This is a genomic window from Arenimonas sp., from assembly GCF_035312645.1.
GTDB lineage: Bacteria > Pseudomonadota > Gammaproteobacteria > Xanthomonadales > Xanthomonadaceae > Arenimonas.
Window position 1 is genome coordinate 1 of sequence record NZ_DATGBO010000053.1, and the last position, 24,834, is coordinate 24,834.

The 24,834-nt window shown below is 60.7% G+C and carries 29 protein-coding genes; 24 read left to right on the forward strand and 5 right to left on the reverse strand.

Features of this window, described 5'->3' with window-relative positions:
* The 8 genes from VKM35_RS04700 to VKM35_RS04735 form a co-directional block, all read left to right on the forward strand.
* A partial coding sequence (locus tag VKM35_RS04700; RefSeq protein ID WP_324318870.1) for a hypothetical protein occupies positions 1–558 on the forward strand: 558 nt, incomplete at its 5' end.
* A 77-nt stretch (positions 559–635) separates the two neighbouring features.
* Positions 636–1,049, forward strand: coding sequence for an SRPBCC family protein (locus VKM35_RS04705; protein ID WP_324318872.1), 414 nt, complete (start codon positions 636–638; stop codon positions 1,047–1,049).
* Between the two features lie 85 nt (positions 1,050–1,134).
* Complete coding sequence (locus tag VKM35_RS04710; RefSeq protein ID WP_324318874.1) at positions 1,135–1,596, forward strand: hypothetical protein; 462 nt, start codon at positions 1,135–1,137, stop codon at positions 1,594–1,596.
* A 30-nt stretch (positions 1,597–1,626) separates the two neighbouring features.
* Positions 1,627–1,998, forward strand: a complete 372-nt coding sequence (locus tag VKM35_RS04715) for a VOC family protein (RefSeq protein ID WP_324318876.1) — start codon at positions 1,627–1,629, stop codon at positions 1,996–1,998.
* Positions 1,999–2,230: 232 nt separating this feature from the next.
* Entirely contained in the window at positions 2,231–3,301 is a 1,071-nt protein-coding gene (locus VKM35_RS04720) for a hypothetical protein (protein WP_324318878.1), read from the forward strand.
* A 14-nt stretch (positions 3,302–3,315) separates the two neighbouring features.
* On the forward strand, positions 3,316–3,813 hold the full coding sequence (locus tag VKM35_RS04725; RefSeq protein WP_324318880.1) for a DinB family protein: 498 nt from the start codon (positions 3,316–3,318) through the stop codon (positions 3,811–3,813).
* Positions 3,810–4,175, forward strand: a complete 366-nt coding sequence (locus VKM35_RS04730; protein ID WP_324318882.1) for an MmcQ/YjbR family DNA-binding protein — start codon at positions 3,810–3,812, stop codon at positions 4,173–4,175. The genes VKM35_RS04725 and VKM35_RS04730 overlap by 4 nt, the downstream gene beginning before the upstream one ends.
* Before the next feature lie 12 nt (positions 4,176–4,187).
* A complete protein-coding gene (locus VKM35_RS04735) occupies positions 4,188–4,730 on the forward strand; it encodes a DUF1697 domain-containing protein (RefSeq protein WP_324318884.1) in 543 nt (180 codons plus the stop codon).
* Positions 4,731–4,824: 94 nt separating this feature from the next.
* Here VKM35_RS04735 and VKM35_RS04740 read toward each other — a convergent pair whose 3' ends face one another.
* A complete protein-coding gene (locus tag VKM35_RS04740) occupies positions 4,825–6,102 on the reverse strand; it encodes an FAD-binding oxidoreductase (RefSeq protein WP_324318886.1) in 1,278 nt (425 codons plus the stop codon).
* A 135-nt stretch (positions 6,103–6,237) separates the two neighbouring features.
* On the reverse strand, positions 6,238–7,605 hold the full coding sequence (locus VKM35_RS04745; protein WP_324318888.1) for a glutamine synthetase family protein: 1,368 nt from the start codon (positions 7,603–7,605) through the stop codon (positions 6,238–6,240).
* Positions 7,606–7,841: 236 nt separating this feature from the next.
* Here VKM35_RS04745 and VKM35_RS04750 point away from each other — a divergent pair, with 236 nt between their 5' ends.
* The 16 genes from VKM35_RS04750 to VKM35_RS04825 all read left to right on the forward strand — a co-directional run bounded on the left by VKM35_RS04750 (position 7,842) and on the right by VKM35_RS04825 (position 22,168).
* Positions 7,842–8,609: a gamma-glutamyl-gamma-aminobutyrate hydrolase family protein gene (locus VKM35_RS04750; protein WP_324318890.1), complete on the forward strand. Its 768-nt coding sequence runs from the start codon at positions 7,842–7,844 to the stop codon at positions 8,607–8,609.
* Between the two features lie 2 nt (positions 8,610–8,611).
* Positions 8,612–9,997, forward strand: coding sequence for a glutamine synthetase family protein (locus VKM35_RS04755; protein ID WP_324318892.1), 1,386 nt, complete (start codon positions 8,612–8,614; stop codon positions 9,995–9,997).
* A 128-nt stretch (positions 9,998–10,125) separates the two neighbouring features.
* Positions 10,126–11,502 carry an aspartate aminotransferase family protein gene (locus VKM35_RS04760; RefSeq protein WP_324318894.1) on the forward strand — a complete coding sequence of 459 codons (1,377 nt, stop codon included), beginning with the start codon at positions 10,126–10,128 and terminating at the stop codon, positions 11,500–11,502.
* A 109-nt stretch (positions 11,503–11,611) separates the two neighbouring features.
* The gene (locus VKM35_RS04765; RefSeq protein ID WP_324318896.1) at positions 11,612–12,751 is read left to right on the forward strand and encodes a polyamine ABC transporter substrate-binding protein; all 1,140 of its coding nucleotides are present in this window, start codon (positions 11,612–11,614) and stop codon (positions 12,749–12,751) included.
* A gap of 78 nt (positions 12,752–12,829) precedes the next feature.
* Complete coding sequence (locus tag VKM35_RS04770; RefSeq protein ID WP_324318898.1) at positions 12,830–13,978, forward strand: ABC transporter ATP-binding protein; 1,149 nt, start codon at positions 12,830–12,832, stop codon at positions 13,976–13,978.
* A 2-nt stretch (positions 13,979–13,980) separates the two neighbouring features.
* Entirely contained in the window at positions 13,981–14,892 is a 912-nt protein-coding gene (locus tag VKM35_RS04775; protein ID WP_324318962.1) for an ABC transporter permease subunit, read from the forward strand.
* On the forward strand, positions 14,889–15,731 hold the full coding sequence (locus VKM35_RS04780; protein ID WP_324318900.1) for an ABC transporter permease subunit: 843 nt from the start codon (positions 14,889–14,891) through the stop codon (positions 15,729–15,731). Before VKM35_RS04775 ends, VKM35_RS04780 begins: the two co-directional genes overlap by 4 nt.
* 12 nt (positions 15,732–15,743) lie before the next feature.
* Complete coding sequence (locus tag VKM35_RS04785) at positions 15,744–17,105, forward strand: NAD-dependent succinate-semialdehyde dehydrogenase (RefSeq protein WP_324318902.1); 1,362 nt, start codon at positions 15,744–15,746, stop codon at positions 17,103–17,105.
* Positions 17,106–17,351: 246 nt separating this feature from the next.
* Entirely contained in the window at positions 17,352–17,663 is a 312-nt protein-coding gene (locus VKM35_RS04790; RefSeq protein ID WP_324318904.1) for a DUF883 family protein, read from the forward strand.
* Positions 17,664–17,682: 19 nt separating this feature from the next.
* On the forward strand, positions 17,683–18,063 hold the full coding sequence (locus VKM35_RS04795; protein ID WP_324318906.1) for a phage holin family protein: 381 nt from the start codon (positions 17,683–17,685) through the stop codon (positions 18,061–18,063).
* Positions 18,060–18,383: a hypothetical protein gene (locus VKM35_RS04800; protein WP_324318908.1), complete on the forward strand. Its 324-nt coding sequence runs from the start codon at positions 18,060–18,062 to the stop codon at positions 18,381–18,383. The genes VKM35_RS04795 and VKM35_RS04800 overlap by 4 nt, the downstream gene beginning before the upstream one ends.
* A gap of 134 nt (positions 18,384–18,517) precedes the next feature.
* On the forward strand, positions 18,518–19,051 hold the full coding sequence (locus tag VKM35_RS04805; protein ID WP_324318910.1) for a hypothetical protein: 534 nt from the start codon (positions 18,518–18,520) through the stop codon (positions 19,049–19,051).
* Between the two features lie 97 nt (positions 19,052–19,148).
* On the forward strand, positions 19,149–19,511 hold the full coding sequence (locus VKM35_RS04810; RefSeq protein ID WP_324318912.1) for a hypothetical protein: 363 nt from the start codon (positions 19,149–19,151) through the stop codon (positions 19,509–19,511).
* 138 nt (positions 19,512–19,649) lie between these two features.
* Positions 19,650–20,495: a DUF3667 domain-containing protein gene (locus VKM35_RS04815; protein ID WP_324318914.1), complete on the forward strand. Its 846-nt coding sequence runs from the start codon at positions 19,650–19,652 to the stop codon at positions 20,493–20,495.
* A 72-nt stretch (positions 20,496–20,567) separates the two neighbouring features.
* Positions 20,568–21,215 (forward strand): YdeI/OmpD-associated family protein, encoded by a 648-nt coding sequence (locus tag VKM35_RS04820; protein ID WP_324318916.1) that lies wholly within the window; start codon positions 20,568–20,570, stop codon positions 21,213–21,215.
* 95 nt (positions 21,216–21,310) lie between these two features.
* Positions 21,311–22,168 (forward strand): PA4780 family RIO1-like protein kinase, encoded by an 858-nt coding sequence (locus tag VKM35_RS04825; protein ID WP_324318918.1) that lies wholly within the window; start codon positions 21,311–21,313, stop codon positions 22,166–22,168.
* Between the two features lie 145 nt (positions 22,169–22,313).
* On the opposite strand, the gene VKM35_RS04830 is transcribed toward VKM35_RS04825, so the two are convergent.
* Genes VKM35_RS04830 through VKM35_RS04840 form a run of 3 tightly spaced genes read right to left on the reverse strand, consistent with a single transcriptional unit; the run spans position 22,314 to position 24,794 of the window.
* Complete coding sequence (locus VKM35_RS04830; protein ID WP_324318920.1) at positions 22,314–23,195, reverse strand: sterol desaturase family protein; 882 nt, start codon at positions 23,193–23,195, stop codon at positions 22,314–22,316.
* Positions 23,195–23,665, reverse strand: a complete 471-nt coding sequence (locus VKM35_RS04835; RefSeq protein ID WP_324318922.1) for an SRPBCC family protein — start codon at positions 23,663–23,665, stop codon at positions 23,195–23,197. Before VKM35_RS04835 ends, VKM35_RS04830 begins: the two co-directional genes overlap by 1 nt.
* A gap of 22 nt (positions 23,666–23,687) precedes the next feature.
* A complete protein-coding gene (locus VKM35_RS04840) occupies positions 23,688–24,794 on the reverse strand; it encodes a hypothetical protein (RefSeq protein ID WP_324318924.1) in 1,107 nt (368 codons plus the stop codon).
* Positions 24,795–24,834 lie beyond the last annotated feature (40 nt).

A 24,834-nucleotide genomic window follows, 5' to 3' on the forward strand; every position in this document is an offset into this window, starting at 1 on the left:
GTTGAAGCTCGCGACCTGGCTGCAAGTACTGACGCTGTTGAGATATATGCAAGTTTTCTTGACGGCTGGGCAGGAAAGGAAAAAGATCCGATCAATGTCGCGTCTAGGCTCGAGGCACTTTCCTCGAATGACCTCAAGAAGTTTTCGAACTGCGCATACGAAGATGGAAAGCTCCGTGAGCTGTCAGTCGAATCAGTCGATGACCTCACAAGCTCTCTAGGCAAGCTCTCCTATGTTCATCTTGTGGACCCGCGTAAGTGGAAGCCTCGGGACCCGGGCGATCTGATTTCGCGAGGGAAAACAATTGAATCGGCCGTTGGGGAGGGGATTGCCAGCGGGCTGCTGACCTTTTCAGCGATTGCGTTCGATCCCTCTCGCGAGACGGCGATGTTTACGTATTCGTTCGTATGCGGTGCTCTCTGTGGCAATGGCGGCACGATAAAATTCAAGAAAGTGCGAGGAAAATGGGTTCAGGCCGAGAACCGCTGCGAGCGGTGGGTTTCCCACGCTCGGATAACCAGGTCTACCATTTCATCTCAGCCAGTCACTGCGGTCTAAGAGCTTGAGCAAAGACCCATGCCAGTCAACAACGAATTATTTCAGGCACCAAGCCTCATCAAAACAGGAGCCGCGAATTGGACATCACCGTCGAAACAACGATTGCCGCGCCGATTGAACTCGTCTGGCAAACCTGGACAACGCCGGAAGACATCAAGCAATGGAATGCCGCGTCCCCGGACTGGCATACGACGCAGGCGTCTGTCGATCTTCGCGTTGGCGGCGTCTTTTCGTCCAGGATGGAGGCGAAGGATGGAAGCATGGGCTTCGACTTTGCTGGCACCTACACAAAGATCGTTGATCACCAACTTATCGAAGCCGTGTTCGGCGAACGAACGCTGCGGGTCGAGTTTCTTCCAGTGCCGGGTGGCGTGACCGTCCGTGAGACGTTCATGGCGGAACAGACGCATTCGGAAGAGCAGCAGCGACAGGGCTGGCAGGCCATCCTCGACAACTTCGCCCGCCACGTCCTGAGCAAGCAAGCTTCTTGAGCCCGCGCACCAAGTACGCCGCGACCGAAAATTCATTCCAGCGGGCTGTCCTCGGCAGCTTGCGAACTCAGGCATCAATTGCCAAATGAAACCATTGCGCAACCTCGTGTTTCTTTTCTCGTGCCTCGCCTGCGTTGGTGCTGTTGCCGCCCAGCGTATTACGCACATGCGCTCCTTCTTTCCAAGGAAGGAAGTTGCCGCATCCCTGGTGAGCAGTCTGGATATCGCCAGCTTCCGCAGTTCGCTGGGGCCGAGGCGGGGGAGCAAGCGAACGTTCGCCGAGTTGGGAATGGTTCCGAGCAAGGTCACGGAAAGCGCGATCGAATTCGAAGACGCGGATTGGTACTACGGTATTCGCGTCCTGCAACGCTCGGACAGCAACAATGACGGCGTGGAGGACCTGGAAGTCTGCTTCACCGACCGCGCGAAGCAGGGTTCCTACTCCACCCAGCAACCCATGTTGGTGACGAAGTATTCCGCTTCCTCGCTTGCGGTAGCTTTGGCTTACCGGATTGACGGCTGCGACAGGATCGGCGGCGAAGACTGACAATTCATTCATGCCATTGGGAGGCCAGCCATGCGCATCAACTACGCAATCATCTTCATCAGCGACATGCAGCGCTCACTCGTGTTCTATCGCGATGTACTGGAGTTGCCGCTGCGCTTCGAGTCCCCGCACTGGTCGGAGTTCGCGACTGAAGGTGCGACCCTGGCGTTGCATGCAACCAATGTGGTTGCCGCGCCCTCCGATGATCGAAGCCATGAACATCCGGGCAGCTGTCGCCCTGGCTTCAGCGTCCCTGATCTGGATGCCTTCCATCAAAGAATGATCGCCGCGCATGTGGTCTGCGTGCAGCCACCGAAACCGGTATTCGGTGCGCGCGTCGCCCAATATCTTGACCCGGATGGGCTGGTGCTGTCGGTAGGTGAGGAAAGGCAGGGGCGGTAGCCTGCTTGCAGCCCGTCTCGAAGTAGAAGGCAAATTTCCACGATCAATTTTCATCCCGTCATCCCCGCGAAGATGGGAGGAGCTTTTCAACGGCGACAGCCGGTCATCCAGTGTCTTTGAATCGTTGAACAGCAAAAGACACTGGACCCCCGCCTTCGCGGGGGTGACGAGCACCAATATTCGGCGCGAGCAATCTGCGATGATGCAGGCATCAGGGGCTGGGGAGCTGCCGATGCAATCGATCAGGTCGTGGTTAGCGCAAGGCAGTCATCGGCTCTGGCTGTGCCTGTTGCTGGTCGCCGGCGCCGCCGAGGCGCATGTGAAATGGTTTGCGAAAGTCGATCCCGCAGAGACGCCGCGGCCGATTGGCGAGGTGCTCAGCGAGCCGTTCTTCGTGCAGATGCTGATGCTGTCCTTGGTCGCGATCTATTTCTTCTTCATCGTCGACCGCATCGCCTTGCGTCGCGGCGTGTTTGCGGCGCTGGACGCACGCATGAAGCGCTTCGACCATTCCTCGATCTGGGTGATGCGCGTCTGCGCGGCGATTTTCTTCCTGGCGCTGGCCGCTTGGCATTATCTCAACGGCGTCAGTTTCTACCTGACGCCGGAACTGGTCACGCATGCCGCCTGGGTGCCGTGGCTGCATCTGCTGATGGCGGTCTGCGCACTCTGGCGGCGGACTGCGCCGATCACCGGCGCTGGCATTGTCGTGTTATATGCGGCGGCGATTGGCGACTACGGCGTCTACCATCTGATCGACTACATGATCTTTCTGGGTATTGGCTATTTCTTCCTGACGTCCGGAATCGAACGCGGCAGTTGGCGCAAGTCCGGTTTCATCGTGCTGTTTGCGGCCACTGGTCTGACGCTTACCTGGGCGGCGATCGAGAAATTCGCCTATCCGCAATGGACGTTTGCATTGCTCGCGGCCAAGCCCGGCATGCTGATGGGCATGACGCCGATGAACTACATGATTCTGGCCGGCTTCGTTGAGTTCAACATCACCTTCGTGTTGCTGGGCGCCGCCTCGATGGTCGGGCGCGTGGTCGCATTCGGGCTGCAGACAGTGTTCGTGTTGGCGATCTTCGAGTTCGGCATGATCGATGCGATCGGCCACCTGATGATCATCGCGATTCTGTTCGTGCTGTTCTTCCGCGGCCCGACCGAGGCGCGCAACATGCTGGTGCTGCGCGACAAGGCTGTGTGGACGGAAGCGTATTTCATGACCGGCCTTTACACGCTGGCGCTGCTGGTGATGTTCATGGCGTACTACGGTCTGCATCATGTGTTCTACGGGCATTGAGCAGTGATCAATCCATGAGTCCGATCACCATCGCCACGCTGGCCGCATTTCCGCAGCAACTCGAAGCGCACTACGCCGCAATCCCCGAGGCGTACAAGCACTGGGCGCCGCCGTCCTGGGACGGCATCCCCAGCGAGCCATTCACCGCGATCGAACAGGTCTGCCATGTGCGCGACATCGAAATCGAGGGCTATCACCTGCGCCTGCAGCGCACGCTGACCGAGATCGATCCGTTCTTGCCGGCCATCGACAGCGAAGCCGTCACTGCGGAACGCCCTTATTCCAGCGCGAATACCGACGAGGTTTTCGCTTCGTTCCGTTCCGCACGCGCGAAGACACTGGCGATGATCGCCGCCATCACGCCCGAGCAGTTCGCGCGCCGCGCCGAGTTCGAGGGCTATGGCTCGCTGTCCTTGCGCAGCCTGGTGCATTTCCTCTGCAGCCACGACCAGCAGCATCTGGCGGGGCTGCAATGGCTGCTGGGGAAGATCGAGGCCGTGCGCTCGCAGTGAACACCGAGATGCTGAAAGCTTTCTGCGCAGGACTGCCCGGCGCGAGTTCGCGCCTGTATGGCGAGCCCAGCAATATTCTTGTGTATTCGCTGGACGAGAAGCGCTTCGCGTATTTCAAGACCAGCGAGCCGGAGCGTTGGCGCTTCAGCGTGCGTGTCAGTCCAGATCGTTTTCTGGAATTGACCGACGTGCCCGGCATCAAACCGGCGCGCTGGATGGCGCGCTTTCATTGGGTGACGATCGTCGATGTGCGCAGCGTGCCGGCAGCGTATCTTCGCGAGCTGGTCGAGTGGTCGTATCGCAAGGCGCTGGGGTCTCTAAGTCGACGCCGTCAGGCAGAATTGCTTCTGCCAAAGAAATGAGGGGTTCTTGATATGGCGCGCTACATCGCCTTCCTGCGTGCGATCAATGTCGGCGGCCATGTCGTCAAAATGGAAGCGTTGCGCGCATTGTTCGAGAACATGAAGTTGCAGGAGGTGGAAACCTTCATCGCCAGCGGCAACGTGATTTTTCGTTCGCGTGTGGCCGATGTCGCCGCATTGGAGCGGAAGATCGCCGCGCAGCTGCAGGCAGCGCTGGGTTACGAGGTGGCTACTTTTTTACGCAGCGATGCGGAGTTGGCGGCAGTCTCCGGATACGCCCCGTTTCCCGCGGACACGATCGCTGCGGCGCACGGGCTGTACGTTGGCTTCCTGACGGCGCCGCCGACAGCGAAAGCCAAGGCGGCGGTGCTCGCGCTGACCGACGATAAACACGAGTTCCATCTCGCTGGTCGCGAAATCTATTGGCTGGCGCATATCGGCCAGAGCGAATCAAAATTGTCCAATGCCACGATCGAGCGCGCGCTGCAGGGCAGGGCGACGTTCCGGAATATCACCACGGTGCGGAAGCTGGTGGCGAAGTATCCGGCGGGGTAGTCTGCGCGCCGCGCAGGTCGAGAATTATTTCGTCGCAGATCATCGCGGTCATGCCCGCTCCCATGAGCCCGATCCCGGAAACCCGCCCCACGGGTCAGAACATCGCGTCGCGTAATTTGTACCAGGCCATCGCCGCGACCAGCATCGGTGTACGGAAGGTGCGGCCGCCAGGGAAGGGGAGGTGCGGGATTTTCGCGAAGACATCCAGGCGTTCGGACTGGCCGCGAATGGCTTCGGCGATCACGCGGCCGGCGAGACCGGTGGCGGCGATGCCATGGCCGGAAAATCCCTGCGCGAAATAAACATTGCTGCCGAGTCGACCCCAGTGTGGCGCGCGGTTGAGGCTGATGTCGACGTAGCCGCCCCAGACTTGTTCGAACTTCACGTCCTGCAGCTGCGGAAACACGCGGCGCATGCGTCGACGCATCGTACCGGCAAGATCCGGCGGCGGCAGCGTCGAATAACTCGCGCGGCCACCGAACAGCAGGCGGTGATCGGCACTGAGTCGAAAATAATCCAGCGCCCAGTTGATGTCGGCGACCGCCATGCCGTTGCCGATCAAGGCTTGCGCGCGCTCGGCACCCAGCGATTCGGTCGCGCCAATATAGGTGCCGACCGGCATGATCCGGCTGTCGAGTTCGGGTGCGATTCCGCGGACATAGGCGTTGCCGGCCAGCACCGCGAAATCGCAATTCACGCTGCCATTTTCGGTGCGCATCACCGGCTTGTCGCCGCGAACCAGCGCGGTGACTTTCGAGTTCTCGAAAATTCGCACGCCCAGCGATAGCGCCGCACGCGCCAGGCCCTGCGTGTATTTGAGCGGATGCAGGTGGCCACTGTTGCGATCGAACAGTGCGCCGAGGTAGCGGTCGCTGGCGAGTTGTTCGCGCAGTTGTTCGCGACTCCACCACTGCGTTGCGTAGCCGTGCGTCTCTTCAAGATCACGCTGCCACTGCTGCAGTTCCAGCACCTGGCGCGGCTTGATCGGCACGTGCGCGTGGCCATCGCGCCAATCGCAGTCGATGGAATATTTCCGGCAGCGCTCGCGCAGCAGATCCAGCGCTTCCAGTGACCAGTCGAATAATTTCTTCGAATCGTCCTGGCCGATCAACGCGGTGATCTTCGCCTGGTCGCAGCCGTATCCGAAGATCGCCTGGCCACCGCTGCGCCCGGACGCGCCCCAACCGATGCGTTGTGCTTCAAGCACGATGACTTTGTAGCCAGCCTCGGCGAGTTCGATCGCCGTCGACAAACCCGTGATGCCGGCGCCGAGGATGCAGACATCGGCGCGCTCGTCGCCGGCCAACGCCGGTTGCACAGGGAAGGGCGGGGCGCTGGCAGTGTAGTAGGAGGGGATGTGTTGGGCGGTCACGTCGCTGCTCGTAGGATTCAGTCCCTCCCCCTGCTCGCAGGGGGAGGTCAGGAGGGGGTCGAAGTTCATCGCGAGGTTTTACCCCACCCCAGCCCTCCCCTGCGTGCAGGGGAGGGGGCGATCAGCATTTGCGCCTCATACCTGCCGTAGATACCAGGCCACTTCCAGCGAGGTGACTTCGGTGTAGAAGCTGCGCATTTCCTTGAGCTTGAGCTGGCCGTAGATGTGGTGGAACTCGGCGCCGAAATTTCGTGCGATAAACGCGCTGGCCATGAAATCATTGATCGTGTCGCGCCAGAACAAGGTGCGTGCTTCGGTTTGTTCGTAGGCGTTGCCGACGATCGGCGGGCCCGGGTCGCCCTTGCTTTCCAGGCCCTCGAGAATGCCAGCGAGTACGGCGGCGGTGACGAGATAGGGATTCGCGTCGGCGCCGGCGATGCGGTGTTCGATGCGGGTGTTTTCCGGATCGCTGTGCGGCACGCGCATGGCGACGGTGCGGTTGTTGAATCCCCAGCAATCGTTGAGTGGCACGAAGGCATTGAGCACGAAGCGGCGGTAGCTGTTGGCATGCGGCGCGAACATCAGCATGCAGTCCTTCGACGAGGCCTGCAGGCCGGCGATGCCGTGGCGCAGGTTGTCGTTGGGCTGCTCGGGCGTGCCGGCAAAGATGTTGTCGCCGTTCTTGTCGAGCACGCTCACGTGGATGTGCGTGCCGCTGCCGGCCTGGCCGACGAAAGGCTTGGCCATGAAGCTCGCGAGCAGGCCGTCGTTGCCGGCGGTCGCCTTGATCGCACGCTTGAGCAGGATGGCATCGTCGCAGGCGAGCAATGCATCCTTGCGATGCTTGAGGTTGATCTCGAACTGCCCCGGCGCGTACTCGGCGACGGCAGTATCGGCAGGAATATGTTGTGCGCGGCAGGCTTCGGTCACCGCGTCGGTGAATTGCTGGTAGTCGTTGAGGTCTTCCATGTAGTAGACCTGCGTGGACGTATTGCGCGTGCCGGTGACCGGATTGATCGACGTGCGCGGCTGGCCGGCTTCGTCCAGACCCTGGTCGAGCAGATAGAACTCCAGTTCCACCGCGACCACCGGCGTCAGCCCTTTCGCGGCGTAGCGGTCGAGCACGCGCTTGAGCACTTCGCGCGGATTGGCGGCGAACAACCCGCCCTTGCCGTCTTCCATGGTCAGCAGCACCTGCGCCATCGGCCGGCGCTGCCAGGGCACGACTTTCAGCGTGCCGGGGATCGGACGACAGATACGATCCTCGTCGCCGATGTCATAGCCGAGTCCGGATTCCTCGACGGTATTGCCGGTGATGTCGGTGGCGATGAGTGACATCGGCAGGCAGACGCCGCTGGCGTAGATTTTTTCGAGGGCATCGCGGGTGATGCGTTTGCCGCGCAGCAGGCCATTCATGTCCGGCAGCAGCAGATCGATCATCTCGCAGCCGGCGATCTGCTGGAGTTCGGCGGCATCGTCGTCGGGCAGCAGATCGCTGGTCATCATCTGTTTCCATTGCGGATTGGCAGGGCTGCCGGGAGTCTAGCAGACTGGATAAAACTGTAAAAAATCCTCAACGCCCCATGATCGCAGCGATGACGGGAATGACGCTGTCAGGGCCATGACAGGCCACATAGCCTCGAAAAACCGCCGGTCGAGGTGCTCAATATCCTGATCTACCGTTGATAAAATCAAACGGCAGGGGTAGTGTTCGATCCATCGCAGACACCGAGCCTCGCATGCCGTCAGCACCGCTCGTCGGGCTTCCGTCCGACCGCAAGCAGATCGGGCATCACCCCTTCCAGGCGGTGGGCGAAAAATACATACGCGCGGTGGTCGATGCCGCCGGCTGCGTGCCAATGCTGATTCCTTCGCTGTCGCCGCCGCTGGATCTGCCCGATCTGCTGTCGCGTCTCGACGGCCTGCTGCTTACCGGCGCCTACAGCAATATCGAGCCGCATCATTACGGCAGCGAAGCCAGCTACGCCGGCAACCTGCACGACCCCGCCCGCGATGCCAATACCTTGTCGCTGGTGCCGCTGGCGATACGCATGAAGGTGCCAGTGCTCGCGCTTTGCCGCGGCCTGCAGGAAGTCAACGTCGCACTCGGCGGCAGCCTGTATCAGAAAGTGCACGAAACGCCTGGCTTCCACGACCATCGCGAAGACCTCGATGCCACGCTCGATGATCAATACGGCCCCGCGCATCCGGTGCAGTTGAGCGCGGGCGGATTGCTCGCGAAGATCGCCGGTGCCAGCGAGGTGATAGTCAATTCCCTGCATGGGCAGGGCATCCGCGATCTCGGTGCCGGCCTGCGCGTCGAAGCGCGCGCCGCCGATGGCCTGGTCGAGGCGGTGTCGCTGGCGTCGGAAGAAAGTTTCCTGCTCGCCGTGCAGTGGCATCCGGAATGGAAAGTGCACGAGAGCCCGTTCTATCTCGGCACATTCCAGGCATTCGCGGCCGCCTGTCGCGAACGCGCTGAAAAACGTACCAGTCAACGAGCCTGATCATGTCGAAGAAAAAAGCTGCCAAGCAAGCCTCTCCGCAAGCGCAGGAAAGCTCGCTGCTGCGCTGGCTCAAGGATAGGCGCATCACTGAAGTCGAATGCCTGGTGCCCGACATCACCGGCAACGCCCGCGGCAAGATCATCCCGGCGGCGAAGTTCTCGCACGATTACGGCACGCGTCTGCCCGAAGGCATCTTCGTCACCACGGTCACCGGCGATTATCCCGACGAATATTACGAACTCGTCTCGCCTTCGGATTCCGACATGTATCTGCGCCCGGATCCGGAAACCGTGCGCATGGTGCCTTGGGCCAGCGACCCGACCGCGCAGATCATCCACGACTGCTACACCCGCGACGGCAAGCCGCATGAGCTGGCGCCGCGCAGCGTGTTGCGGCACATGCTCTCGCTCTACGACGAGATGGGCTTGAAGCCCATCGTCGCGCCGGAGCTGGAATTTTTCCTGGTGCAGAAGAACACTGATCCGGATTTTCCGTTGCAGCCACCGGCCGGAAGATCGGGCCGGCCGGAAACGGCGCGGCAGTCGTATTCGATCGACGCGGTCAACGAATTCGATCCGATCCTGGACATGATGTACGACTACGCCGAGGCGATGGAGCTCGACGTCGATACGCTGATCCACGAATCGGGCGCGGCGCAATTGGAAGTGAATTTCCAGCATGCTGATCCGATGTCGCGCGCCGACCAGGTGTTCCTGTTCAAACGCACGATGCGCGAGGCGGCGTTGCGCCATGGCGTGTACGCGACTTTCTTGGCCAAGCCGATGGAAAACGAGCCCGGCAGCTCGATGCATATCCATCAAAGCATGGTCGATGCCAAATCCGGCAAGAACATGTTCGCCGGCAAGAAAGCCGGCGAGCACAGCAAGCTATTCCAGCATTATCTTGGCGGCCTGCAGAAATACGTGCCGATGGCGATGCCGTTCTTCGCGCCGAACGTCAATTCCTACCGCCGCCTGGCGATGGGCGAGGTCGCGCCGATCAACGTGCAATGGGGCTTCGACAACCGCACCTGCGGCCTGCGCGTGCCGATGGACGATATCGAAAACACGCGCGTGGAAAGCCGCTTCGCCGGCTCCGACGCTAATCCCTACCTGGCGATGGCCGCAACCCTGGCCTGCGGCTACCTGGGCATCAAGGAAAAACTGCTGCCTACCGATCCCGTCGCCGGCAGCGCGCAGGATCTGGGCTATCAACTGCCGCGCTCGCTGGAAGAATCCCTGCGCCAGCTCGATGGCTGCGCGCCGCTGCGCGAACTGATCGGCGACCGTTTCGTGCGCGCCTTCATCGCCGTCAAGCAAAAGGAATACCAGACGTATTTCCGCGTGATCAGCTCGTGGGAACGGGAGTTTTTGTTGTTGAATGTGTGAATTCTAAAAAGACAATTGCCCGTCATCCCGGCGTAGGCCGGGATCCATTGTGATCTGGCTGCGACAGAAGAAAATGGGTCCCAGCTTTCGCTGGGATGACGACAAAAAAAGTGTATGCCGGAGTGCCCATGGACCCCCACCACCGCCAGACCCTGCAGCAACTCGATGCCGCGCATCACCTGCATCCGTTCAACGATAACGCCGCGCTGGCGAAGAAGGGTACGCGCATCCTCACCAAGGGCGAGGGCGTCTACGTCTGGGATGCCGAGGGCAATAAGCTGCTCGATGCATTCGCCGGCCTGTGGTGCGTGAACGTCGGGTATGGCCGCAAGGAACTCGGCGTCGTCGCCGCGAAGCAGATGGATCAGCTCGCCTACTACAACAGTTTCTTCAGCTGCACGACCGAACCGACCGTGCAGCTGTCGGCCAAGCTCGCCGAGCTCACGCCGGGCGATCTCAACCACGCTTTCTTCACCAACTCCGGCTCCGAGGCCAACGACACCATCCTGCGCATGGTCCGGCATTTCTGGGCGGTGCAGGACCAGCCGCGAAAGAACATCGTGATCGGCCGACACAACGGCTATCACGGCTCCACCGTCGCCGGCGCCAGCCTCGGCGGCATGAAAGGCATGCACAAGCAGGGCGGCCTGCCGATCCCCGACATCCATCACATCGATCCACCATTCTGGTTCGCCGATGGCGGCGATCTGTCGCCGGAGGAATATGGCCTGATCGCTGCGCGCCGGCTCGAGGAAAAAATCCTCGAACTCGGCGCTGATCGCGTCGCGGCGTTTATCGGCGAGCCGATCATGGGCGCGATCGGCGTGTGGATCCCGCCGATGAGTTACTGGCCGGAGGTTGAACGCATCTGCCGCAAATACGACGTGCTGCTGATCGCCGACGAAGTGATCTGCGGTTTCGGTCGCACCGGCGAGTGGTTCGGCCAGCAGTATTTCGGTTTCCAGGCCGACATCATGCCGATCGCCAAAGGCCTGAGCTCGGGCTACATCCCGATCGGCGCGGTGATGTTCAACGATCGCGTCGCCGGCGTGTTAAAGGAAAAAGGCGGCGAACTCGCGCACGGCTATACGTATTCCGGACATCCGGTTTGCGCGGCGGTGGCGCTGGAAAACATCCGCATCCTGCAGGACGAGAAGATCGTCGAGACCTGCAAGAACGACACCGCGCCGTATCTGGCGAAAAAATGGGCACAGCTTGGCGAACATCCGTTGGTCGGCGAGGCGCGCATCGTTGGCATGGTCGGCGCGTTGGAGCTGGTGCCGGCGAAACCAGCGCGGCATACCTTCGAAGAGCGTGGCAAGGTCGGGGCGGCTTGCCGCGACCACGCCTTGAACCAAGGGCTGATACTGCGCGCGACCAATGACGCGATGCTGCTGTCGCCACCACTGGTGATCAGCAAGGCGCAGATCGATGAAATGGCCGAGAAGACCTGGAAGGCACTGGATCTGACCGCCCGCGAATTCGGCCTCGCTGGCGGCAGCTGACTGGCCCGGCATCGTAGTATTGTTGCGCGAACCACCCGGGCCACTGCGCCGTTGCGCGGCCGGCTCCGGATTTCACAGACCGATGCGTATCCAACCGGAGGAGTGAGCAATGAAAGCGCGCTTGTTAGTGGTAGCCATCGCGGGCCTGATGCTCGCCGCATGCAACAAGTCGACATCCGATACTGCGCCGGGCACCGCCGCGACCGGAGCGCCACCCGCTGAGGAGGCTGTGCTCAACATCTACAACTGGTCCGATTACATTGCGCCCACCACCATCGCGAAGTTCGAGAAGGAGACCGGCATCAAGGTCACCTACGACGAGATGGACAGCAACGAGACGCTGGAATCGAAAATACTCGCTGGCGATACCGGTTACGACATCGTCGTGCCGTCGTCGTCCTTCCTCGGTCGTCAGATCAAGGCGGGCGCTTACCAGAAGCTCGATCGCAGCCAGCTCAGCAACTGGAAGAATCTCGATACCGGCCTGATGGCCAAGCTCACCGACGTCGATCCCGGCAATGCCTACGCCGTGCCGTATCTGTGGGGCACCACCGGCATCGGCTACAACATCGACAAGGTCAAGGCCGCGTTCGGCACCACCGACGTCGTCAACAGCTGGGACCTTGTGTTCAAGCCCGAAAACATCGCCAAGCTCAAGTCCTGCGGCGTGACCTTCCTCGATGCCGGTTCGGAAATCATTCCGTCCACGCTGCACGCGATCGGTGAAAATCCCAACAGCTTCGACATGAAGGTGATCGACAAGGCAGCGGCAGCACTGGAAGCGATCCGCCCCTCGATCAGCAACTTCCATTCCTCCGAATACATCGAAGCGCTGGCCAGCGGCAACGCCTGCCTCGTGGTTGGCTGGTCGGGCGACGTGATCCAGGCCAAGGCGCGTGCCGAGGAAGCCAAGAACGGCGTGCACATCGGCTACAGCATTCCCAAGGAAGGCGCGGCGATGTGGTTCGACATGCTGGCGATCCCCAAGACCGCCAAGCATCCGGGCAACGCGCACAAGTTCATCAACTTCATCATGCGCCCGGACATCATCGCCGAGATCTCCAACTTCGTGTCCTATCCGAATCCGAATGCCGCCTCGCAGCCGCTGGTCGACAAGAAGATCACCGATGACCCGATGATCACGCCGAGCAAGGAAACCATCGACACCAAGCTGTTCGGTCTTGCGGTGTTGCCGCCGGAAGTCGCCGAGAAGTACACGACGGTCTGGACTGAGCTCAAGAGAAAGTAGGCAGCTGACAGCACGGAGCCGGTTCGCCGGCTCCGTTCGTTTTTATTGGCGGAATCGATCGCCAGCGCAGGAGCTCCCATGGTTTCGCAGACCGTTACCCAGCCGCCGGAGTCGCTTGCACGCGGCGAAAAACTCGGCGACCAGAATTACGTCCGCATTGTCGAAGTGCGCAAGGAGTTCGACGGTTTCGTCGCGGTCGACGACGTCAGCCTGTCGATCCGCAAGGGCGAGATCTTCGCGCTGCTCGGCGGCTCTGGCTGCGGCAAGTCGACGCTGCTGCGCTGCCTGGCCGGTTTCGAGCGGCCGACCTCGGGCAAGATCGAATTGGACGGGCAGGTCATGAACGACATGCAGCCCTATGATCGCCCGATCAACATGATGTTTCAGTCGTATGCGCTGTTTCCGCACATGACCGTCGAGCAGAACATCGCTTTCGGCCTCAAGCAGGACGGCCACGGCAAGGAAGCGATCGCACGGCGCGTCGAGGAGATGCTCAACATCGTGCAGATGAGCCGCTTCGCCAAGCGCAAGCCGCATCAGCTCTCCGGCGGCCAGCAGCAACGCGTGGCCTTGGCGAGATCGCTGGCGAAAAGCCCGAAACTGTTGCTGCTCGACGAGCCCATGGGCGCACTCGACAAGAAACTGCGCTCGCAGATGCAGCTCGAGCTGGTCAACATCATCGAAAAACTCGGCGTGACCTGCGTGATGGTCACCCACGACCAGGAAGAGGCGATGACCATGGCGCATCGCATCGCGCTGATGGACGCCGGGCGCATCCGTCAGGTCGGCACGCCCGATGAAATCTACGAACAACCGACCAGCCGCTTCGCCGCCGAATTCATCGGCTCACTCAATGTGATCGAGGGCAAGGTGGAAACGGACGAATCCGATTTCGTCACCATCCGCTCGCCAATGCTGCCCGACCTGATTCATATCGGTCATGGCATCAGCGGTTTTGAAGGCCAGGAAGTCGCGTTCGCAGTGCGTCCGGAAAAAGTCAGCATCAGTCGCGAGGAGCCGGCGCAGACCAACAACAAGGCGCAGGGCGTGATCGAGGACATCGCCTATTACGGCAGCCACTCGGTCTATCACCTGCGTCTGCCCAGTGGTTTCAAGATGATGGCGAACTTCGCCAACCGCAAACGCTGGGCCAGCGAATCGTTCACCTGGAACGACCAGGTCTGGGTGTCCTGGGGCGAGGATGCCGGCGTGGTGCTGACCGCATGAACATGCTGCGCACCTTGTTGAAGCGGCTGTTTCCGCATCCACGCTGGGGCGTCATTTCCGTGCCCTATTTGTGGATGCTGGTGTTTTTCGCCATCCCGTTCTTCATCGTGCTCAAGATCTCCTTCGCCACCAAGGCGACTGCGATCCCGCCGTATACGCCCATCCTCGAATACATCAACGACGCACTCACGCTCAAGCTCAACCTCAGCAACTACATCGAGCTGGTCAACAACTCGCTGTACATCGAGGCCTACCTGACCTCGCTCAAGATCGCGGCGATCTCCACTTTCTTCTGCCTGATCATTGGTTACCCGATGGCCTACACCATCGCGCGGATGACGCCGTCTTCGCGCAACATCGCGATGATGCTGGTGGTGCTGCCGTCGTGGATTTCCTTCCTGATCCGCATCTACGCCTGGATGGGCATCCTGCAGAGCAACGGCCTGCTCAACAATTTCCTGCTCGCCATCGGTCTCATCCACGAGCCGCTGCGCATCATGAACACGCCGCTGGCGGCATATATCGGCATCGTCTACGCCTACCTGCCTTTCATGATCCTGCCGCTGTACGCCAATCTGGTGAAGCTCGACATGCGCTTGCTGGAGGCAGCCTACGACCTCGGCGCGAAACCCTGGAAAGCGTTCCTCAGCATCACCGTGCCGATGTCGCGCTCGGGCATCATCGCCGGCTGCATGCTGGTGATGATTCCCGCGGTCGGCGAATTTGTGATCCCGGAACTGCTTGGCGGCCCGGACACGCTGATGATCGGCCGCCTGCTGTGGAGCGAATTCTTCAGCGCCAACAACTGGCCGATGGCCTCGGCGGTGGCGATCGTCATGCTGGTGATGTTGCTGATTCCGATCATCCTGTTCCAGCGCTTCCAGCAGCGTGAGCTGGAAGGGCGGCTGACATGAGTACGCAGATGCGCTCCGGCTGGGGCGGCGAGGTCGTCCTCGCGCTCGGCTATGGTTTCCTCTATCTGCCGATCGTCCTGCTGATTGTGTTCTCGTTCAACGAATCGCGGTTGGGATCGAACTGGACGGGTTTCTCGCTGAAATGGTACGCCGCGTTGTTCGACGACAACTCGATGCTGAGCGCGGCGATGATCAGCCTGAAGATCGCGTTTTTCGCCGCGACTGCCGCCGTGGTTCTGGGCACGCTGGCGGCGATGGTGATGACGCGGTTCAAGCCGTTCCGCGGCAAGACCGTGTTCGGCGCGCTGATCACCGCGCCGCTGGTGATGCCGGAAGTGGTCACCGGCCTGTCGCTGCTGCTGATGTTCGTCACGCTGTCGGCACCGTTCGACTGGACGCCGAAAGGCATCTTCTCGATCTGGATCGCACACGTTACTTTCACCATGTCCTTCGTCACCGTGGTCGTGTCCTCGCGCCTTGCCGAGCTCGACAAGTCGCTGGAAGAAGCGGCGATGGATCTGGGCGCGAACCGCCTGAAGGTGTTTTTCGTGATCACGCTGCCGATCATCATGCCGGCGCTGTTGTCGGGCTGGCTGCTCGCCTTCACGCTGTCTTTGGATGATGTCGTGATATCAAGCTTCGTCGCCGGCCCGGATTCGACCACCTTGCCGATGAAGATTTTCTCCTCGGTACGGTTGGGCCTGAATCCGAAGATCAATGCGCTGGCCAGCCTGCTGGTGCTGGTGGTGTCGACCGCCGCACTGATCGGTTGGTGGGTTTCCTATCGGGAAGAAAAGCGCCGCCTGCGCGACATGCAACTGGCCGTGCAGAACGGCTGAAGCGAGGATGCGATGACTGTCGAGATCACCAATCCCTGGACCGGGCAGGTCGATTACCGCTACGAGTATTTCGATGCGGCTGCGGTCGAGCAGGTTCTGGCGCGATCACAGGCCGCGTTCCCGACATGGTCGGGATTGTCGCTGGTCGAGCGCGGTGGATTTCTCGTCAAGGTTGGCGCAAACCTGCGCGAACATCGCGAGCGCATCGCCGGCATCATGTCGGCCGAGATGGGTAAGCTGCATCGCGAGGCGGTGGCCGAAGTCGAAAAATGCGCCGGTGCCTGCGATTACTACGCCGCGCATGCCATCGATTATCTGGCCGATCAACCGATCAGCACCGAGGCCGCGCGCAGCTACGTCACCTACGAACCACTGGGTTGCGTGTTCGCGGTGATGCCGTGGAATTTCCCGATCTGGCAGGTGTTTCGTTTTCTCGCGCCGGGTTTGATGGCGGGCAATGTCGCTCTGCTCAAGCACGCGTCCAATGTGCCGCGCTGCGCCGACGTCATTGCCGAGATGCTTCAGCTTGCTGGCATTCCCGACGGTGTTCTCGGCGTACTGCATGTCGACAATGCAACCGCCGCGGAAGTGATCGCCGATCCGCGCGTGCAGGCGGTGACCTTGACCGGCAGCGACAAGGCCGGGCGCTCGGTGGCGTCGACGGCCGGGCAGAGCCTCAAGAAATGCGTGATGGAACTCGGCGGCAGTGATCCGTTCGTTGTGCTCGACGATGCCGACCTCGACCTGACCGTGCCGCTGGCGGTGAGCTCGCGCTTCGGCAATGCCGGCCAGACCTGCATCGCCGCCAAGCGCTTCATCGTCACCGAAAAAATCGCCGATGCTTTTGTGCAGCGCTTCGTCGAAGCAGCCGGAAAGTTGCAAGTCGGCGACCCTGGCGATGCCGCGACCACGCTGGCGCCGATGGTGCGCGCCGATCTGCGCGATGAACTGCACAGCCAGGTCAGCAAAAGCATCGCGGCCGGCGCGAAAGTACTGCTCGGCTGCGTGCCGGGCATGGGCGCGAGCCACTATCCGGCATCGATTCTTGATTCCGTCAAACCCGGCATGCCTGCTTACAGCGAGGAGTTGTTCGGCCCGGTCGCGGCGATCATCCGCGTCAAGGACGATGCTGACGCCGTGCGCGTGGCCAATGACACCAGTTTCGGCCTCGGTGCCAGCGTCTGGACCACCGACAAGGCGCGCGGCGAAGCCGCGGCGCGACAGATTCGCGCCGGTGCCTGCTTCGTCAACGCGATCGTGCGCAGCGATGTGCGCATGCCGTTCGGTGGCACGAAGTCCTCAGGTTTTGGCCGCGAGTTGGCCGAGCATGGCATCCACGAGTTCATGAATATAAAAACCGTCTACGTGGCCTGAGTGCGAACACCGAAAGCGATTTAGCGCGAGTTCGGTTTTGTCGTCGATCCGTGCTGTATCGATTTTGATCCGGGCATTTTGCCGAAGGCCGGCTACCTGATTTCCGGCGCCTGCACGATGCTGCCATGCAATGCGCCGGGTCCGGGACCATTCTGCCCGCGCTTGCCGTGGCGACACCATCCCGACCTATACTGTCCCAGCTCGCCCCGTAAGACCTCCGATCCCTATCCCCCAAGGAGAAGTGCGATGGCTAAGTCGAAGAACGCCGATCAGGAAGAATTGATGGCCGATCTGCAGGATGTGCTGGCCGATACCGAGGCCATGCTCAAGGATGTCGCCAACGAAAGCGGCGAGATGGCGTCGGCGCTGCGCGAACGCATCACTGCGAATCTGCAGAACGTGAAAGCCAAGCTGATCGAAACCGAGCAATTGGTCACGCACAAGGCCAAGGTCGCCGCCAAGGCTACCGACACTTACGTGCACGACAATCCCTGGCAGTCGGTCGGCGTCGCCGCCGGCATCGGATTTTTGGTCGGTCTGCTCGTTTCCCGTCGCTGATCGCCGCGGCTGACACCGCATGAGCGACGACGAGATCAAGAAAGCGCCGCCGGGGCCCTTGCAGCGATTGGCTGCAAGTTTCCTCGGCTTGATGCAATCGCATCTCGGCCTTTTCAGCATCGAGCTGGAAGAAACCCGCGAGCGTCTGATCAAGACGCTCGTGCTGGTGATCGTCGGCGCTGGTGCGATCGTGTTGTGCCTGCTTACCGTGACGCTGGCGGTGATCCTGATGGTCGATGAAGCGCATCGCCTGTATGCGGTGCTCGGCCTGCTCGCGTTCTTCATCGTGCTCGCGCTCGCCTGCCTCGGCGCGGCCTGGTACGGCGTCAAGCACGGCCCCGAACCCTTCGCGATGACCCGCGAAGAATTGCGTCGCGACCGCGAGCGCCTGCTGCCATGAGCGCACAGACGCGGCAATCGCATCGCGACCTGCGCAAACGTCTGCTGCGTCTCGAAGCAGAAACGCACCGTCTGGAAATGGTCGCGAATCTTCGTGAACTCCGCGACCCCGTCTCGCACCTGCAACGCGTGCCGGCATTGCTCGGATTGCTTGGCGGCAGTGCTGGTGGTTTTGGTGCCGCCGCTGCCTTCCTTTCATCCTCGCGCTTTGGTTGGATCGTGAAAGCGATACCACTGGCGTTGGCGGGGTGGCGGATCGCGCGACGGGTCAGGGAGCTGTTGGCGAAGCGAGCCAGGCATCGTGATGTTGCCGAGGATTGATCGCGTTGTTCGAAACAGGAAAGGCTGCGAAAGCGGCCTTTTTGTTTGCTTGATCATCAGGGGGCGGAGTACGCTTTTTAGCAGTACTCTGCCCCCTGTTCTGTAGACGGACTCTCGGAATGTGGATGCAAGCCATGAAATATCGCAGCTCCGTATATCTCGTGGCCGCACTGTTGGCAGCATCGTGCTCCCGGGAGACCATAAGTGGGACTGCAGGTCGCTCGCAGTCCGCATTAATCGTCGAATCGCACGCCGAGCTTAAGGAACCAAAGAGCAAAGGGTTGCTTGTTATCAGCGACCGTTACGGAATTTGCTTGCCGAAAGAGTTTGCCGCTCATGGGACATATACCACTCGCAGGGATGTCTTATTCTCATACGGCGAGTATGTGTTCGTGGAGAACGATCAGGCGCATAAGATATCTTTTATGGCCGGGAAGACTGTCGGGCCGCCGGGGATAAAGCTTGAACAATCGGAAGCAAGCGATCCAACCAAGCGCTTCTTTGAAGGCGAGTACGACTCAACTAGAGTGTTAAGCGTCGAATCCTTAAATTCCGATGAAGGCTCGCGGCTGTGGTTCGAGTTCAAGAGCGATGATCAAGTTGCAGAAAAAGAGGCGTGGAGACTTGCGAGAGGGTTGATCAGGTGCGAGATCGTAGCAAAGTACTAGTGCCAAAATGGTGAGCAAAACGGGGTCAGGTTCACTTGCAACGTAAGACGTCCGCAAGAAGTGAACCTGACCTCGTTCTCTGCTATTGGAGGAAGTTATGAAGAGAGCCGTTTTTGTAATTTCTATGGCTCTGCTGTTCCTAGCATCTTGCAAGTCAGTGGAGCGTGGCACGGTTCAGCAGAAGACCTATTACGATATGAACGAAAGGTATTCGCTTTCCGTGGAGCAATTCTCTAAGTTCAGATCACTCTCGCTGAGAGGCGATGGCGATGCCTCATTCAAAATTGCGCAGGACTTCATTTATGGCGGCGATGCAGGGGAGGGATACTTTTGGCTGCGTTTGAGTGCTGAGCAAGGAAATTGCGACGCTTTGGATGTATTTAAGCATATGGACGATCTTTCGAACCCAGCTGCGGCGCGCCTGGCTCGAAAGGCGCTGTCCGAGTGCTCCGGCAAGTAGTAATCAAAACGGAGAAAAATGGGGTGAGCAAAACGGGGTCAGGTTCACTTACAGCGTAAGGCGTCCGCAAGAAGTGAACCTGACCCCGTTCTCGTGGCACTCTTGCTTTCATGGCCCACTAACCACGAGGTTGTCGCCATGGCCGACAAGACGTCTTGGACGTGCCCCACCTGCAAGGTCATGGTGAGAACGCCATTCTGTGGTCGGTGCGGCGAAGAACTGCTTACGCCATCCGATCTCACCGCGCGCGGCCTCATCGCGAAGATAATTCATGCCTTTACGAATATCGATGCGCGCGCCGCAAGATCGGCCCGAATGCTTTTGCGCCATCCGGGCGAACTCACGTTGGCGTGGATCGGCGGCATCCGTAAGCCGTACGTGGCGCCGTTCCAATTATTTCTGATCGCCAACGTTCTCCTCTTCGCGGTGCAGTGGGCGACCGGTGAAAACGTCTTCAGTTCGTCGCTTGACTCGCATCTTCACCACCAGGATTGGAGTGACTTGGCCCAGGCGTCGCTGTCGCGCCGACTTGAGGCCACTCACGGAACCCTCGCCCAGTACGAGCCGATTTTTGACCGCGCCGTCGTGCTGAACGCGAAGTCGCTCATTCTCCTGATGACCTTGCCGTTCGCAATGCTGCTGCAGTTGGTCTTCGTACGTGAACGACGCCCCTTCATGACGCACGTGATCTTCTCGCTGCACCTCTATACATTTCTCTTGCTGCTTTTCTGTGTTGCCCTCCTTGCGGCCAAGTTGAGTGCATTGTCAGGCTTTGGCGGACTCGAGGCTCCGATGGTGGACGACGTGCTAAGCGTCGTAAATCTCGCCGCGTGCGCTGGCTACATTTACCTGGCGATACTCCCGGTCTACGGTGCCGCAGGGGCTCAGCGGATTGCGAAAGCAGCCCTGCTGTCGCTCGCGGTAGCGGCCATCGTGCTTGGCTATAGGTGTGCGCTATTTTTCATCACCTTGTACGGAACCTGAGTTGGCGAGAGGCAGGCACCGCATTGCTTTGACATGGCGGCAGTGGCCGTCGCGCTCATGAGCGCTCCTACGATGGCCGAGCTTTCAAGGCATAGTCACCAGCAAGACACTGAGCCCAGCTCCTTCGGCGAATCGATTTCTCCTATGTCACCACACTTCTTCGCCACACCCGCCGAGTTTCGCCGCTGGTTGCAGAGCAACCACGAATCTGCGAGCGAGCTGATCGTCGGATTCTGGAAAACGGGTTCCGGTGAGGCGTCGATCACCTGGCCGGAGTCGGTGGATCAGGCGCTGTGTTTTGGCTGGATCGATGGCGTGCGGCGGTCGATCGATGCGCGCAGTTATTGCATTCGTTTCACGCCGCGCAAGCCGGTGAGCATCTGGAGTCAGGTCAATATCGCGCGGTTCGCGGTGTTGAAAGAGGCAGGTTTGGTGGCGCCGGCGGGCGAGGCGGCGTTTGCGCGCGGGCAGCATCGCACCAAGTTGTATTCGTATGAGAACGAAGAGGGTGAGTTGTCGGCAGAGGAACTTGCGCGCTTCAAGAGGGACAGGAAAGCCTGGGCGGCATTCGAGGCGCGGCCGGCCTGGTATCGCAAGCAGGCGGTGTGGAAAGTGATCAGCGCCAAGCAGGCGGCGACGCGCGAGCGGCGGCTGGCGGCGCTGATCGAGGACAGCCGCAACGGCGTCGAGATCCGCTGGCAGAGCAAGAACAAGGCCTGATCCGGGCTTTCAGTGGCAGCCGCTGAACGGCCCAGATTTCGGGAATCCGCCGCCGGCCCGTATCCTTGCCGGATGCGACAGTCACTCCGGAACCAATGAAAGCGCCCAAAGACCTGCAAGCCCTGATCGACGACGGCATCATCGACGCAGTAGTCAGACCCCTGAAAAGCGGCAAGGAAGCGGCGGTCTACGTCGTGCGCTGCGGTGCCGAGGTGCGCTGCGCCAAGGTCTACAAGAACATGGCGCACCGCAGTTTCCAGGCGCGGGTGCAATACCAGGAAGGGCGCAAGGTGCGCGGCAGCCGGCAGGCGCGCGCGATCGGCAAGGCTACCAAGTTCGGCCGCAAGGAACAGGAAGCGGCCTGGAAGAACACCGAGGTCGACGCGCTGTACAAGCTCGATGCCGCCGGTGTGCGCGTGCCCAAGCCGTTCGGCTATTTCAACGGCGTGCTGGTGATGGAGCTGGTCACCGACGACGAAGGCCAGTCGGCACCGCGGCTGGGCGAAGTCGAACTCTGGGCCGAGGAAGCGCGCGAATTCCATCGCTTCCTGATCCGCCAGGTCGTGCGCATGCTCTGCATCGGTCTGATCCACGGCGATCTTTCCGAATACAACGTCCTGGTCGCGCCCGACGGCCCAGTAATCATTGATTTTCCGCAGGTGGTCAGCGCCGCCGGCAACAATGCCGCCCGCGCGATGCTTATCCGCGACGTCAACAACCTCAGCGCGAGTCTCGCGCGCTTCGCGCCCGAATTACTGGCCACGCGTTACGCCGAAGAAATGTGGGCGCTGTTCGAGAAGGGTGAATTGAAGCCCGACAGCGTGCTCACGGGGTTGTTTGTCGATCCGGACGCGGCCGTCGATGTCGATGCGGTGATGTGGGCGATCAACGACGCCCGCGAGGAAGCGATCATCCGTCAGCAGGGCAGGGAAGCGGCGGAGGATGGGGATTGATTTTTCTGCGGTGAAAAATGTGTCCCGTCATCCCGGCGCAAGCCGGGACCCATTTTTCTCTTGCGAAAATCAACATGGGTCCCGGCTTGTGCCGGGACGACGGGCCGGTTTTATTTTCTTCGATTTTATTGACCTGCCCGATTGATCATCCCGATATCTTCGCTTCCTCATCTTCTACCCGCATCGATAGCGCAGGCTGCGCAACTTCCGAATACGCCCGCTCCGGCGGCCCGAACATCTGCTTGAGGCGCGACAGCAGCGGTTGCGGCCTTGCTGCGTCGGTGAACATCGCCACCCATTCGTGGAAGGTGAGCGTGATCGGGTTGTGCGAGTGAATAGGTTTGACGATGCCGTAGTCGCAGGGCACCGCTTCGTCTTCCTCGACGAAGCTGCCAAATAATTTATCCCAGATGATCAGCACGCCGGCGTAATTGCGATCGATGTACTTGGGGTTGCGCGCGTGGTGCACGCGGTGATGCGAAGGCGTGTTGAACACATATTCCAGCCAGCCGAGCTTGCCAACGGTTTCGGTGTGCACGAAAAATTGGAAACCGAGATTGATCGCGACCACCGCGACGATGTTCTTCGGCTCGAACCCGAGCCAAGCCAGCGGCAGCCAGAAAATCCACATGCCCGAGACGGGATAGGTGAGGCTCTGTCGGAACGCCGTGGAAAAATTCAGGCGCTCCGACGAGTGATGCGTGACATGCGATGCCCACATCCAGCGGATGCGGTGGTGGGCGCGATGGAACCAGTAATAGAAAAAATCCTGCGCAACGAACAGGGCGACGATCGTCCATGCCGAGGCCGGCAGGTCGAACAGACGGTGCTGGTAGATCGCGTAATAGATGCCGATCACCAGCAGCCAGGCGACGGCATCGGCACCCTGATGCATCAAGGCCAGCGCGGCATTGGATAGCGTGTCGCGCAGCGTGTAGACGGCGCGTTTGCCATGCCAGTACCACGCCTCCCAGATTACGAATCCCAGGAATACCGGCGCCATGCCGAGCAGGATCCAGCGTTCCATCAGTTCTTTCCTTCGAGTGTATTTGCCATCGCATCCAAACAGCGACGCATCGCCCCCTGCATGAATATTTTCAGCAGTGGCAGGCAGACCGGCCAGGCCAGCGGCGAGCTCAGCGTGAACGTGTAGTTCCAGGTGATGCCCGCGCCCGTTTCCGTATTGGCGATACGCCAATCCGCTTCGCCGAGTTTCACCAGCCAGGAAAACGGCGCGGTGAATCCGCTAAGCACATAGGCGTGGCGCGAAGGTGGATCGAGCGCGGTGATGCGTTCGCTGAGCACCGAACCGTCGGCGTTGTGGATGCGGCGCGTGCTGCCGATAGCCAGCGGCGCGTCCAGTGTGACTTCGCGGATCGCCGAGATCGGGCCGCAACCATGGAACAAGGACGGAAAGCGCTTTGCATCAATGCATAACAGATAGGCCGCCATCGCCGGGGCGGCGATCTCGCGCTGGGCTTGCAATTGGATTTTCATGGCAGCGGCGCGCGTCGTCGCCCTAGTCCGAATTCGCGAACGCGAACAGGAAGATCGACAACACGATCAATGCCGCCAGCGCCGCGAAGAAAATCTTCACCCAGCTGCGCGGATGTTCGCCCGCCAACGTGCCGGTGTAGCCGTTGGCGACGACCTGAAAACTGCGCGCGCCGTAGGTGTAGCTGACCAGCCAGACCGGCACCAGGATGTGCTTGAAGGTGCGGCCCTGGTATTGCGCCTGCACCTGCAGGCCGCGCTGGGTGTCGCCGGGGACTTCCGCCGAACACAGCTGTTCGGTCTTCGCCTGCATATCCTGCTGGTTGAGTTCGGACGCTTTGCGCAGGTCGACCTGGTAGCGCTCTACCGTCCAACCGCGCACGAATTCCGGTGAATAGGCCTTGAGGTCGGTGAGCGTCGGGAAAGGTTCGATCTGTCGTAGCAGATCTTCGCGCACGCCAACGGTACCAGCGACGAGTTCGTCATCGAAGAAATGCGCAAGGTCGCCGCTGGCCGATTCCCAGCGCGTGTGCCGGACTTCGCGTGTCTGCGACCGGCCCTGGCTGTCGGTGTAGCTCTCGGTTTCGTAGTAGTAGTAACCGGCCTCGGCAGTCCAGCTCGCCTGCACGTGCGCGTCGAAGGTCCAGTACGGCAGGTAGATGCCGCGCAAGGTGTCGGTGAGCGCGGCGGTTTTAAGCCGATCCGGCGCAAACCAGCGCGAGCCGTACCATTTGCGTATCAGGTCGCGGACCTGGCCGTCGCTGATCTTGAACGGCAGCAGGCTCTGCGGCGTGATCGCATCGCGCGCGCTCTCGTGCGCGATGATCGATGGCGAGCCGCAGAACTCGCAGCGTTGCGCGACCTTGCCATCGACGAACACCGAAATCGCATGGCAACTCTGGCACTGAACCTCGCGGCGCTCATCACCCCAGTCGCGCGCGACCTGCGGATTTTGCAGCGCCGCGGCGAGATCGAGTTCCTGGATCGTGCCGGCATCGGCCTGTTCCGCCGGCGACCACGGCACCAGCGTGCCGCAGTAAGGGCAGGCCAGCGATTGTTTGGCCGCATCCCATTGCAGATCCCCGCCGCATTCCGGGCAGGGATGCTTGCCGATGGTGCTCGCATTTTCCATAGCTACTCAGCTTCCTCGCATGCCGACGTGCGTTCGCGGG

Coding starts and splice junctions, on each gene's coding strand:
- VKM35_RS04725 (WP_324318880.1), top strand. CDS start 3,316: ATGAGTCCGATCACCATCGCCACGCTGGCCGCATTTCCGCAGCAACTC.
- VKM35_RS04755 (WP_324318892.1), top strand. CDS start 8,612: ATGTCGAAGAAAAAAGCTGCCAAGCAAGCCTCTCCGCAAGCGCAGGAA.
- VKM35_RS04775 (WP_324318962.1), top strand. CDS start 13,981: ATGCTGCGCACCTTGTTGAAGCGGCTGTTTCCGCATCCACGCTGGGGC.
- VKM35_RS04735 (WP_324318884.1), top strand. CDS start 4,188: ATGGCGCGCTACATCGCCTTCCTGCGTGCGATCAATGTCGGCGGCCAT.
- VKM35_RS04825 (WP_324318918.1), top strand. CDS start 21,311: ATGAAAGCGCCCAAAGACCTGCAAGCCCTGATCGACGACGGCATCATC.
- VKM35_RS04805 (WP_324318910.1), top strand. CDS start 18,518: ATGAAATATCGCAGCTCCGTATATCTCGTGGCCGCACTGTTGGCAGCA.
- VKM35_RS04810 (WP_324318912.1), top strand. CDS start 19,149: ATGAAGAGAGCCGTTTTTGTAATTTCTATGGCTCTGCTGTTCCTAGCA.
- VKM35_RS04830 (WP_324318920.1), bottom strand. CDS start 23,195: ATGGAACGCTGGATCCTGCTCGGCATGGCGCCGGTATTCCTGGGATTC.
- VKM35_RS04790 (WP_324318904.1), top strand. CDS start 17,352: ATGGCTAAGTCGAAGAACGCCGATCAGGAAGAATTGATGGCCGATCTG.
- VKM35_RS04800 (WP_324318908.1), top strand. CDS start 18,060: ATGAGCGCACAGACGCGGCAATCGCATCGCGACCTGCGCAAACGTCTG.
- VKM35_RS04765 (WP_324318896.1), top strand. CDS start 11,612: ATGAAAGCGCGCTTGTTAGTGGTAGCCATCGCGGGCCTGATGCTCGCC.
- VKM35_RS04820 (WP_324318916.1), top strand. CDS start 20,568: ATGGCCGAGCTTTCAAGGCATAGTCACCAGCAAGACACTGAGCCCAGC.
- VKM35_RS04710 (WP_324318874.1), top strand. CDS start 1,135: ATGAAACCATTGCGCAACCTCGTGTTTCTTTTCTCGTGCCTCGCCTGC.
- VKM35_RS04785 (WP_324318902.1), top strand. CDS start 15,744: ATGACTGTCGAGATCACCAATCCCTGGACCGGGCAGGTCGATTACCGC.
- VKM35_RS04815 (WP_324318914.1), top strand. CDS start 19,650: ATGGCCGACAAGACGTCTTGGACGTGCCCCACCTGCAAGGTCATGGTG.
- VKM35_RS04750 (WP_324318890.1), top strand. CDS start 7,842: ATGCCGTCAGCACCGCTCGTCGGGCTTCCGTCCGACCGCAAGCAGATC.
- VKM35_RS04760 (WP_324318894.1), top strand. CDS start 10,126: ATGGACCCCCACCACCGCCAGACCCTGCAGCAACTCGATGCCGCGCAT.
- VKM35_RS04770 (WP_324318898.1), top strand. CDS start 12,830: ATGGTTTCGCAGACCGTTACCCAGCCGCCGGAGTCGCTTGCACGCGGC.
- VKM35_RS04840 (WP_324318924.1), bottom strand. CDS start 24,794: ATGGAAAATGCGAGCACCATCGGCAAGCATCCCTGCCCGGAATGCGGC.
- VKM35_RS04745 (WP_324318888.1), bottom strand. CDS start 7,605: ATGACCAGCGATCTGCTGCCCGACGACGATGCCGCCGAACTCCAGCAG.
- VKM35_RS04795 (WP_324318906.1), top strand. CDS start 17,683: ATGAGCGACGACGAGATCAAGAAAGCGCCGCCGGGGCCCTTGCAGCGA.
- VKM35_RS04780 (WP_324318900.1), top strand. CDS start 14,889: ATGAGTACGCAGATGCGCTCCGGCTGGGGCGGCGAGGTCGTCCTCGCG.
- VKM35_RS04715 (WP_324318876.1), top strand. CDS start 1,627: ATGCGCATCAACTACGCAATCATCTTCATCAGCGACATGCAGCGCTCA.
- VKM35_RS04835 (WP_324318922.1), bottom strand. CDS start 23,665: ATGAAAATCCAATTGCAAGCCCAGCGCGAGATCGCCGCCCCGGCGATG.
- VKM35_RS04720 (WP_324318878.1), top strand. CDS start 2,231: ATGCAATCGATCAGGTCGTGGTTAGCGCAAGGCAGTCATCGGCTCTGG.